The organism is Nonomuraea sp. NPDC048826 (assembly GCF_043198225.1).
In the GTDB taxonomy this organism is placed as follows: domain Bacteria; phylum Actinomycetota; class Actinomycetes; order Streptosporangiales; family Streptosporangiaceae; genus Nonomuraea.
The window spans coordinates 1-11873 of record NZ_JBICUQ010000021.1 but is presented as its reverse complement, the minus strand read 5'-3'; the positions used below and the strand labels follow the sequence as shown (position 1 = coordinate 11873).

At 73.2% G+C, this 11873-nt stretch carries 4 protein-coding genes; all 4 read right to left on the bottom strand.

Features of this window, described 5'->3' with window-relative positions; genetic code table 11:
* Window positions 1-5640: SDR family NAD(P)-dependent oxidoreductase (locus tag ACGFI7_RS41615; protein WP_393415352.1), on the bottom strand; the 5640-nt coding region annotated here is incomplete at its 3' end.
* Between the two features lie 124 nt (window positions 5641-5764).
* A complete protein-coding gene (locus ACGFI7_RS41610; RefSeq protein ID WP_393415349.1) occupies window positions 5765-6565 on the bottom strand; it encodes an ABC transporter permease in 801 nt (266 codons plus the stop codon).
* Window positions 6562-7491, bottom strand: coding sequence for an ATP-binding cassette domain-containing protein (locus ACGFI7_RS41605; RefSeq protein WP_393415346.1), 930 nt, complete (start codon window positions 7489-7491; stop codon window positions 6562-6564). The genes ACGFI7_RS41610 and ACGFI7_RS41605 overlap by 4 nt, the downstream gene beginning before the upstream one ends.
* A gap of 53 nt (window positions 7492-7544) precedes the next feature.
* On the bottom strand, window positions 7545-11870 hold the full coding sequence (locus tag ACGFI7_RS41600; RefSeq protein WP_393415355.1) for a type I polyketide synthase: 4326 nt from the start codon (window positions 11868-11870) through the stop codon (window positions 7545-7547).
* Between the last annotated feature and the right edge of the window lie 3 nt (window positions 11871-11873).

The following is an 11873-nucleotide window of genomic DNA, read 5'->3' as shown; positions in this document are numbered from 1 at the left end:
ACCCGCCACATGCAACGCCACCAACGACGACGAACACGCCGTGTCCACCGACACCGCCGGCCCCTCCAGCCCGAGCGTGTAGGCCACCCGGCCGGACGCGATCGATCCTCCGGCCGCCTGTCCCGGATAGTCGTGGTACATGACGCCGGTGAAGACGCCGGTGGCGCTGCCCCTGAGCGAGGCGGGGTCGATCCCGGCCCGCTCCAGCGCCTCCCACGACACCTCCAGCAGCAGCCGCTGCTGCGGGTCCATGGCCAGCGCCTCGTTGGGGCTGATGCCGAAGAACTCCGCGTCGAACTCCGCGGCGTCGCGCAGGAATCCGCCCGTGCGGACATAGGACTTGCCCGGCGCGCCGGGTTCCGGGTCGTACAGGCCCTCGACGTCCCAGCCGCGGTCCCGCGGGAACGGCGTGATGGCGTCGACGCCGTCCGCGACCAGGCGCCAGAGATCCTCGGGCGAGGTCACGCCGTCCGGGTAGCGGCAGGCCATCCCGACGATCGCGATCGGGTCGTCGCCGGCGGGCTCGCGGCGGGCCGCCGGCGGCCGTTCCGCGGGCCCGGCGCCGAGGAGTCGTTCCTTGAGGTGCGCGGCCACGGCGCGGGCGCTCGGGTGGTCGAACACCAGCGTCGAAGGCAGCCGCAGCCCTGTCGCCGCGTTGAGCCCGTTGCGCAGCTCCAGCGCGGTCAGCGAGTCGAAGCCCAGCTCACGGAAGGCCTGGTCGGCGGGGACGGCCCCGGTCTCGGCGTGGCCGAGCACGGTCGCGGTCCGCTCGCGGACGAGGTCGAGGAGGATCCGGTCCCGCTCGCTCTCCGACGCCCCGGCCAGGCGCCGGGCCAGGAGGTCGGTTCGTCCCTCGGCGGCCGCGTGGGCGGCGCGTCTGGGGGGCGGGGGGACGAGCTCTCGCACGATCGCCGGCACCTCGGCCCCGGGCGCCCGCAGCGGCTTCAGGTCCAGCATGATCGGTACGAGGACCGCTGCTTCGGCGCCGACGGCCGCGTCGACCAGGGAGAGTCCGCCGGCCGGGGACAGCATGCCGGCTCCCGTGCGGTTCATGCGCTGGAGCGAGAGGTGGTCCACCCGGCCGCTCATGCCACCGGGTTCCGCCCACATGCCCGACGCGACCGAGGTCGCCGGCAGGCCCGCGTGCCGGCGCGCCTGGGCCAGCGTGTCGAGGAACACGTTGGCCGCGGCGTAGGCGGCCTGCCCCCCGGCCGGCCAGATGCCGCCCACGGAGGAGAACAGGACGAAGGCCGACAGGTCCGAGGTGAGCTCGTGGAGGTTCCAGGCGGCGTCGACCTTGGGCCGGATGACGGCGTCCATCCGTTCGGGGGTCAGGGCGGTGACGACGCCGTCGTCGACGACCCCCGCGGCGTGCACGACAGCGGTCAGCGGCCGGTCATGCGGGATGGCCGCCAGTACGCCGCGGAGCGCGTCCCTGTCGGCGGCGTCGCACTTCACCACCCGCGCCTCCGCGCCCGCCGACGCCAGCTCGGCGCGTAGCTCGGCCACGCCCTCGGCGTCCGCGCCGCGCCGCGAGAGAAGCAGCAGATGACGGACGCCCTGCGTACGGACCAGGTGTCTGGCGACCAGCCGGCCCAGGCCGCCCGTGCCGCCGGTGATCAGGACGGTGCCGTCCCCCGCCCACGGTGGCCGCACGCCGGGGGTCCGGGCACGGGTGAGACGCGGTACGAGGACGTCGGAGCCGCGCACGGCCAGCTCCGGCTCGTCCAGCGCGAGCGCGCCGGCGAGCAGGCCGCCGCCGCCCGCGTCGAGGTCGGCCAGCACGAACCTGCCGCCGTTCTCCACCTCGGCGGACCTGACCATGCCCCAGACGGGGGCGACGACGAGGTCGGGAGCGGCGTCGCCCGGCCCGGTCGACACCGCTCCCCCCGTCACCACCACCAGGCGGGAGGTGGCGAAACGGTCGTCGGCCAGCCACGTCCGCAGGGTGGTGAGCACGCGGTGGCACAGGTCGCGGATCCGCGCGGGCACGTCGTCGCCGCCGTCCGCCCGTACGGGCAGCACGACGACGTCGGGCACGGGCTCCCCGTCCTCGACGGCGCCGGTCAGCGCGGCCAGATCGCGATGGACGGCGGACACCTGGGGGATGCCCAGGTCGTCGTCGCCGAGGACGACCCACCGGCCGGCGGGGGCGCCGGGCGCCTCCCGCCGCCGCCAGGTCAGGCCCAGCAGCGTCTCGCCCGTCCGCTGCTCGGCTGCGTCGAGACCGGCGGCCGACGCGGGGCGCGCGGTGACGCGCGCCACGTGCGCCACCGGCCTGCCGCTCGGGTCCGCCAGCCGCAGCTCCATCTTGTCCGGGCCGTCCAGCGCGACGTGCGCGCGCAGCCTCGTGGCGCCCGACGCGTACAGCGAGACCCCGTTCCAGGCGTACGGCAGAGCCGCCCGGTCGGTGTCGGCCACCGGGTCGTGCAGCGCGGCGTCGAGCAGCGCCGGGTGGATGCCGAAGCCGTCCGTTCCCGCTCCTTCGGGCAGGGCCAGTTCGGCGTAGACGTCCGGGCCGCTCGCCCAGGCCGCGCGCATGCAGCGGAACACGGGACCGTAGGCGAACCCCTGGGCGGCGAGGCGGTCGTAGAGCCCGTCGAGGTCGAGCGGCTCCGCTCCGGGCGGCGGCCACGCGCCCAGGTCGAAGTCGGGCGGCGGGGCCGAGGGGGTGAGGGTGCCTTCGGCGTGCAGGGTCCACGGCAGATCCTGGCCCTCCGGGCGGGCGTGGATCGTCAGTGAGCGCGAACCGTCTTCGGCGGGTTCGCCCACGGCCACCTGTATCTGGACCGGGCCGCGTTCGGGGAGCGGCAGCGGGGCGCGCAGGCTCAGCTCCTCGACGTGGCCGCAACCCGCCTGGTCGGCGGCGCGGACGGCCAGTTCCACGAAGGCCGATCCCGGCAGCAGGGAGCGGCCCAGCACCCGGTGCTCCGCCAGCCACGGCAGCGCGGCCGGGGATGTCCGGCCGGTCAGCACGACCTGGCCGGTCTCGGCCAGGGGAACGGCCGCGCCGAGTATCGCGTGGTCGGTGACCTCCAGCCCGGCGGCCGACACGTCGACGGCCGGGGCGGGTGTCTCCCAGTAGCGCTTGTGCTGGAAGGCGTAGGTGGGGAGCGGGATTGAGCGCGCTCCGGTGCCCGAGAAGAAGGACTCCCAGTCGACGGAGCCTCCGGCCGCGTGGTGCCGGGTGAGCCCGGCGATCAGGGTGTCCGGCTCGTCGCGGCCCTGGCGCATGGTGGGCACGCAGTCGCCGACCAGGGAGGTCAGCGCGCCGTCGGGGCCGATCTCCACGAACCGCGTCACCCCCAACCCCCGCGCCACCCCCACCGCATCAGCGAACCGCACCACCCCCCGCACCTGATCCACCCAATAACCCGCCCCACACCCCTCCACCAACCCACCCGTCAACGTCGACACCCACGGCAGCCCCGGCGCCGCGAAGTCGATCCCCTCCAACGCCTTACCGAAGTCGGCCAGCATCGGCTCCATCAACCCCGAATGGAACGCATGCGACACCCGCAACGCCCGCACCCGATCAAACCCCGCCGCCACCTGCGCCACCGCCGCGGCCTCCCCCGACACCACCACCGAAGAAGGACCGTTCACCGCCGCCACCTCAGCACCGGCCACCAGCACCGAACGGACCCGCTCCTCCGACGCCCCGATCGCCACCATCGCCCCACCCGACGGCAACCCCTGCATCAAACCCGCCCGCACCCCCACCAACCGGCACGCACCCTCCAGCGACAACACCCCCGCCACATACGCCGCCGCCACCTCACCCACCGAATGCCCGAGCACCACATCCGGCCGGACCCCCCACGACTCCAGCAACCGCACCAAACCCACCTGCACCCCGAACGTCGCCGGCTGCGCCCACCCCGTCAACGCCAGCCGCTCCCCATCACCCCACATCACCTCACGCACCCCGCCACCCAGAGCCTCGACCACCTCGTCCAACGCCCGGGCGAACACCTCGTACCGCTCGTACAGGCCCCGCCCCATCCCCGCCCACTGACCACCCTGACCCGAGAACACGAAACCCGTACGACCCGTCGTACGGGCGACGGGATCGAGGGCGGCGGTGCCGCGGAGCAGGTCCTCGGGGTCGACGACCGCGCTGTGTTCCATCCGGGCGCGTGAGGTCAGCAGGGAGCGGGCCACGTCCAGCGGCCGGACGCCGGGCGAGGCCGCGGCGAAGGAGGCGAGCCTGGCCGCCTGGGCGCTCACCGCCTGCGGGGTCCTGGCCGAGATCAGCCACGGCACGGACGTCGGGGCCACGCTCGGGGGTGCCGGTTCTGGCTCGGGGGGCGCCTCCTCGATGATGACGTGCGCGTTGGTGCCGCTCAGCCCGAACGACGACACCCCCGCCCGCCGCACCCGCCCACCACCCGGCCACGCCACAGGCTCGGTCAGCAGCCGCACCGACCCCGCCGACCAATCCACGTGCGGCGTCGGCACATCCACATGCAACGTCCGCGGCAGCAGACCATGACGCAACGCCAGCACCATCTTGATCACGCCACCCACACCCGCAGCCGCCTGCGTATGACCCAGGTTCGACTTCAGCGACCCCAGCCACAACGGCCGCCCCACCGACCCGTACACCGCCATCAACGCCTGCGCCTCGATCGGATCACCCAACCGCGTCCCCGTACCATGCGCCTCCACCGCATCCACATCAGCAGCCGACAACCCCCCAGCCGCCAACGCCGCCCGAATCACCCGCTGCTGCGACGGACCATTCGGCGCGGAGAAGCTGCTGGAGGCGCCGTCCTGGTTCACCGCGCTGCCCCGTACCACCGCCAGCACCCGATGGCCCAGCCGCCGCGCGTCCGACAGCCGCTCCAGAAGCAGCAGCCCGACGCCCTCCGAGCAGCCGGTGCCGTCCGCGGCCGCCGCGAACGCCTTGCACCGCCCATCCGCCGCCAGCCCGCGCTGATGGCTGAAATAGGTGAACATGTCGGGCGTGGTCATGACGGTCACGCCACCCGCCAGCGCCAGCGAGCAGTCCCCCGACCGCAACGCCCGACTCGCCACGTGCAACGCCACCAGCGACGACGAACACGCCGTGTCCACCGACACCGCCGGGCCTTCGAGGCCCAGCGAGAAGGCCACCCGGCCGGTCACCAGGCTGCCGTTGGTGCTCTCCAGGTAGTCGTGGTACATGACGCCGCCGAAGACGCCGGTGGGTGTCCCGCGCAGGGTGGTGGGGTCGATGCCGGCGCTCTCGATGGCCTCCCAGGCGACCTCCAGCAGGAGCCGCTGCTGGGGGTCCATGGCCAGGGCCTCACGCGGGGAGATGCCGAAGAACTCGGCGTCGAAGTCCCCGCTGTCGTACAGGAACCCGCCCTCGGTGGTGATCGACTTGCCGGGCAGACCCGGTTCGGGGTCGTGGAGCCCGTCCAGATCCCAGCCGCGATCGGTCGGGAACGCGGCGACGCCGTCGCCCCCGGACACCAGGAGCCGCCACAGTTCCTCAGGGGTGGTGACGCCGCCCGGATACCGGCACGCCATCCCGATGATCGCCACCGGTTCGTCGGCCGCCGTGCTGAGCCGTTCGTTCTCGCCTCGCAGCCGCTCGTTCTCGAGCATCTGCTTGCGCAGCGCCTCAACGATCCGCTCGACGGACGTCTCCATGTCAGGTCGCCCTTCCGGCCGGCTCGGCTCACCGGCCATCCCAGACGGTAACGACCCAAACTGGGACGCAACGACCCCTACGCTGCCACTATCAGGCCGGGAGCCACCTAGGGGTGGCCGCCGGTCACTGGTTGCCCCGGCGGCCGAAGTAGCGGATGGTGACCGCCATGCCGATCACCAGGATCGTCACCCACCACGCCAGGGCCAGCCACAGGCTGTTGCCGACGGGCGTACCGATGAGCAGCGCTCTGGTCGCGTCGATGAGCGGCGTGAACGGCTGGTTCTCCACCACGGCGCGCAGGACCGACGGCATGCTGGCCGGCGGCACGAGCGCGCTGCTCGCGTACGGCAGCATCACCAGGATGAAGGAGAGCCCGCCCGCGCCCTCGACGCTGCCCGCCACGCCGCCGATGAGCACGGCGAGCCAGCCCATCGCCAGGATGAACACCAGCAGCAGGCCCAGGGCGGCCAGCCAGTCTCCCAGGCTCGCCACCGGGCGGAACCCGATCAGCCATCCCACCCCGACCGCCAGCACGACGGCCATGATGCTGCGCAGGCTCGCGGCCACGACGTGCCCGACCAGCACGGCCGGCTGGAACACCGGCATCGAACGCAGACGCTGGAAGAAGCCGAACTGCAGGTCGTTGGCGATCGCGACCGCGGTCGACGGCGTGTTGAACGCCACGCTGAGCACGATGACGCCGGCGACCAGGTAGTTCACGTAGGTCGGCCCGTCGACCTTGATCGCGCCGCCGAACAGGTAGCGGAACATCAGCAGGAGGAGGATGGGCACGACGAAGGCCTGGATGACCTCGTCCACGTTGCGGGTCAGGTGGCGCACGCTCCGGCGCGACATCTCCGCACAGTCGCCCAAGGCGGTGGACCAACCGGATCGCTCCTGCGCGACCAGCGCTTCTGCCGTCATTTCACGCCTTCCTTGGGGGTGCTGGTCAGCATGCGGAACACGTCGTCGAGCGTGGGCTGCCGCAGGGCGATCTGCTGGATCTCGAAGCCGGCCTCCGCCGTACGGTTGAGCAGGTCGCGGACGTCGCCCGGACTGTAGACGGGCACGCTCACGGTCTGGGCGTCGACGGACTCGCCGTCGAGGAACGCCCGCAGCCGGTCGGCGTCGTCGGCCGCGACGGTCAGCTCGGCGCGTTCGGGCCCGACCTGTCTCTTCAGCTCCTGTGCCGTGTTCTCGGCAATGATGCGGCCGTGGTTGAGCACGGCGACCCTGTCGGCGAGCTGATCGGCCTCTTCGAGGTACTGGGTGGTGAGCAGGATCGTGGTGCCCCCGGCGGTGAGCTTCGTGATCGTCTCCCACATCGCCTCCCGGCTCGTGGGGTCGAGGCCCGTCGTCGGCTCGTCGAGATAGAGCACCGGCGGCGAGCCGATCAGGCTGACCGCGAGGTCGAGCTTGCGCCGCATGCCGCCGGAGTAGGTCCTGACTTCCCGGTCCGCCGCATCGACCAGGCCGAACAGCTCCAGCAGCTCGATGGCGCGCTTGGTGGCGGCGGGGCGTCCCAGGTGTAACAGGCGGCCTATCATCTCCAGGTTCTCGCGGCCGGTCAGCACCGTGTCGAGTGCTGTCTCCTGGCCCGTGAGCCCGATGGCCCGGCGCACCGCCCGGGGATCCTTGGCGACGTCGTGGCCGTTCACCAACGCGACGCCGCCGTCGGCTCGCAGCAGCGTGCTGAGGATGCGCACGACTGTGGTCTTGCCGGCGCCGTTGGGACCGAGCAGTGCGAGCAGCATGCCCCTCTCGACCTTGAGGTCGACCGATTCGAGGGCCGCGACGTCGCCGAACGACTTTCGCAGACCTCTGGTCTCGATCGGGTGACTGACCGGCATTCGCTAGCCTCCAGAAGATCGGGGGGTCGGGGGGATACCGCGGGAGAGACCCTTCACTCGGCGTCTCCCAGCGCCATACGGATCAGCGCCTCGCTGTCCATGGTGTCGATCGACTCCCGCTCCCGCGGCCGGCCGTCCTCGGGCTCGGGCGGATCGCTCGCCAGCGTCAGCAGGCGATCCAGCAGCCCGGCCGCTCGCAGGCGCGCCACGGGGATCGAGGCGAGGAGTTCGCGGACGGCGGGGTCGTCCCCGTCGTCCTCGGGTCCCGGCTCCGGTCCCGCTTCCGGCGCCAGTTGCGCGAGGAGATACTCGGCCAGCGATCGCGGGGTCGGATAGTCGTAGATCATGCCGGCCGGCAGCTTGAGCCCGGTGACCAGGGTGAGCTTGTTGCGGATGCCCACGGCCGACAGCGAGTCGAAGCCGACGTCCGTGAAGGTGGCGTCGAGATCGATCTGCGCCGGGTCCGGGTAGCCCAGGATCTCGGCCGCGTGCGTCCGTACGAGATCCAGCACGACCGGCAACCGCCGGTGGGCGGGCATGCCCGCCAGCCGCTTGAGCGGTGTGCCGTTCTCGCTCCCGGCCCCCTGGGCGGACCGCAGGGCGGCCGGTCGGGTGAGTCCGCGCAGCGCCGAAGGCAGGACGTCAGGATCTTGGTGCGTCAGCACTTCGGCGTCGAGCTGGATCGGCACGATCAGAGCCTCACCTAGGGCACATGCGGTGTCAAGGAGAGTCAAACCCTGCTCGACGGTCAGCGCGCGGATCCCGATCCCCGCGGTTCTGGCCGTCGCGGCGCCGTCCATGCTCGCGGCCATGCCGGCGCCTCCGGCGTCCCAGGCTCCCCAGGCCAGCGACGTGCCGGCGAGCCCGGCCGATCTGCGTCTGGCGGCCAGCGCGTCCAGGAACGCGTTGGCCGCCGCGTAACTGCCCTGACCCGGTGATCCCAGCACGCCGGCGGCCGAGGAGAAGAGCACGAAGGCTGACAGGTCGCGGTCCTGGGTGAGCTCGTCGAGCGCGAGCGCGGCGTCCACCTTGGGCCTGAGCACGGCGTCGATCCGCTCGGGGGTCAGCGAGGAGATCACGCCGTCGTCGAGCACACCGGCGGCGTGCACGACGGCCCGCAGCGGGAGCTCGTCCGGGATGCCCGCCAGGACGGCGGCCAGCGCCTCCCGGTCCGCCACGTCGCAGGCCACGACCGAGACGCCGGCGCCCAGCTCCGTGAGCGCCTCGCGCAGATCGGTGACGCCGGGGGCGTCGGCACCCCGGCGGCTGGCCAGCACCAGGTTCCTGACGCCGTGCGTGCCGGCCAGGTGGCGGGCCACGGCGCCGCCCAGCGCCCCGCTCGCGCCGGTGATCAGAACCGTTCCGTCCGGGTCCCACGCCGAAGGCAGCGCGGGAACCGGCATGTGGACCAGGCGGGGGGCCCGGACGACGCCGCGCCGCACGGCCGTCTGGGTCTCGCCGGTGGCGACCGCGGCCGGGATCATCGCGATCGACCGCTCCATGTCGTCGGCAGAGTCGAGGTCCACGAGCGTGATCCTGTCGGGCTCCTCCGCCTGGGCCGAGCGCATGAGCCCGCAGACGGCGGCGCCCGCCAGGTCGGCCGGGGTCTCCCCGTCGCAGGAGACGGCTCCCCTGGTCACGACGACCAGCCTGGCGGCGGTCGTCAGGTGGGCCTGGAGGAGGCCGAGCATCCGGTGCGTCTCCTCGCGCACGTCGCCGCCGCACGCCGCCACGAGCACCTCGGCGGTCCGGGGGTCGCCGGGGAACGCCTCGGCCAGGCCCCAGTGGTCAGGACCGATCACCGCCCAGCCGTCGGCTTCGATCTGGTCGGCCGTGACGCGCCGCCAGTCGACGCCGAACAGCGCGTCCGCGGTCGCCGGGGCGGCCGCCGCCCGCCTCGCCACGGGGGTGGCGGGGCGGAGCAGGAGTGATCCGACGGACATGACCGGGCTGCCGGTCGAGTCGGCGACGTCCAGGGACACCGCTCCGGTGCCTGTGGGCCGTACCCGCACCCGCAGGGCGGTGGCGCCGGTGGCGTAGGTCTCGATCCGCTCCCAGGAGAAGGGCACCAGGGGCTCGGCGTCCGTCGCGCCGCGGCCGATCGCCTGGAGTGCGGCGTCCAGGAGCGCCGGGTGCAGCACGAACCGGTCCGCGCCGGTGTGGGCGGTCTCGGGGAGCAGCACCTCGGCGAAGATCTCCGCATCGCGTCTCCACACGGTGCGCAACCCCTGGAAGGCCGGTCCGTACGAGAATCCGCGCGTGGCGAGATCGTCGTACATCCCGTCGGCGGGCAGGGGCCGGGCGCCGGGCGGTGGCCATGCGGCGAGGTCGAACCTCTCCGGCCCGCTCTCCGGCACCAGCACCCCGGTGACGTGCCGGGTCCAGGAGGCGTGCTCGGCGGCGTCCTCGGCGCGGGAGTGCACGCTGATCCGCCTGGCGCCCGACGCGTCGGGAGGGTCGACGGACAGCTGGAGGCGCACGCCGGCCCGCTCGGGCACGACCAGCGGCGCTTCGATGGTCAGCTCTTCAACCCGGCGGCAGCCGACCTCGTCCCCGGCGCGGACGGCCATCTCCACGAAGCCCGTGCCGGGGAAGAGCAGGGCGCCTCCGATCGCGTGGTCGGTCAGCCAGGGGTGCGTCCCGGCGGAGATGCGGCCGGTGAACAGCACTCCGCCGCGGTCGGCCATCTCGGTGGCCGGGCCGAGCAGGGGGTGCTCACCGGCGCCGGCGTCTCCGGCGGTGGCCTCCACCCAGTAGCGGCGGCGCTGGAAGGGGTAGGTGGGCAGGTCGACCAGGCGGCCACCGCCGATGACGGCGGGCCAGTCGACCTGCGCGCCCGCGCAGTGCAGGGTGGCCGCCGTGGAAAGGAGCGCGGCGGGCTCGTCACCGTCCTTGCGCAGCGTGGGGGTGGCGACGATCTCCCCGGGCTCGTCGAGGGCCTCCTGGATGAGCGCGGTGAGCGCGCCGTCGGGGCCGATCTCCACGAACCGCGTCACCCCCAACCCCCGCGCCACCCCCACCGCATCAGCGAACCGCACCACCCCCCGCACCTGATCCACCCAATAACCCGCCCCACACCCCTCCACCAACCCACCCGTCAACGTCGACACCCACGGCAGCCCCGGCGCCGCGAAGTCGATCCCCTCCAACGCCTTACCGAAGTCGGCCAGCATCGGCTCCATCAACCCCGAATGGAACGCATGCGACACCCGCAACGCCCGCACCCGATCAAACCCCGCCGCCACCCGCGCCACCGCCGCGGCCTCCCCCGACACCACCACCGAAGAAGGACCGTTCACCGCCGCCACCTCAGCACCGGCCACCAGCACCGAACGGACCCGCTCCTCCGACGCCCCGATCGCCACCATCGCCCCACCCGACGGCAACCCCTGCATCAAACCCGCCCGCACCCCCACCAACCGGCACGCATCCTCCAGCGACAACACCCCCGCCACATACGCCGCCGCCACCTCACCCACCGAATGCCCGAGCACCACATCCGGCCGGACCCCCCACGACTCCAGCAACCGCACCAGCCCGACCTGCACCCCGAACGTCGCCGGCTGCGCCCACCCCGTCAACGCCAGCCGCTCCCCATCACCCCACATCACCTCACGCACCCCGCCACCGAGAGCCTCGATCACCTCGTCCAACGCCCGGGCGAACACCTCGTACCGCTCGTACAGGCCCCGCCCCATCCCCGCCCACTGACCACCCTGACCCGAGAACACGAAACCCGTACGACCCGTCGTACGGGCGACGCCCTGGGTCAGGCCCGGCGCGTCCTGGCCGTCCACCAGCGCGGTGAGCCCGCGCATGAACTGCGGTGCCCGGCTGCCGACGACCACGGCCCGGTGTTCCATCGCGGCCCGCGTCGTGGCCAGGGAGAGGCCGACGTCGGCCAGGTCGCGGTCCGGGTCCTCGTCGAGGAACGTCAGCAGTCGCTCGGCCTGCATCGCCAGCGCGTCGCGGCTCCGGGCGGAGAGGATCCAGGGGACGGGGCCGGCACCGGCCGGGCGGGGGTCGGGCTCTAGGTCCTGGGCGGGGGGCTCCTCGATGATGACGTGCGCGTTGGTGCCGCTGACGCCGAAGGCCGAGATGCCTGCGCGCCGCGGCCGCTCACCGCCCGGCCACGGGACGGGCTCGGTCAGCAGCCGTACGGATCCCGCCGACCAGTCCACCTCGGGCGAGGGCTCGTCGACGTGCAGTGTCCTGGGCAGCAGACCGCGCTGCAGGGCGAGGACCATCTTCATGACCCCGGCGACTCCGGCGGCGGCCTGCGTGTGGCCCAGGTTCGACTTCAGCGACCCCAGCCACAACGGCCGCCCCACCGACCCGTACACCGCCATCAACGCCTGCGCCTCGATCGGATCACCCAACCG

Excerpts from the sequence above, each read along its gene's own strand:
- ACGFI7_RS41610 (WP_393415349.1), bottom strand. The coding sequence starts at position 6,565 with ATGACGGCAGAAGCGCTGGTCGCGCAGGAGCGATCCGGTTGGTCCACC.
- ACGFI7_RS41605 (WP_393415346.1), bottom strand. The coding sequence starts at position 7,491 with ATGCCGGTCAGTCACCCGATCGAGACCAGAGGTCTGCGAAAGTCGTTC.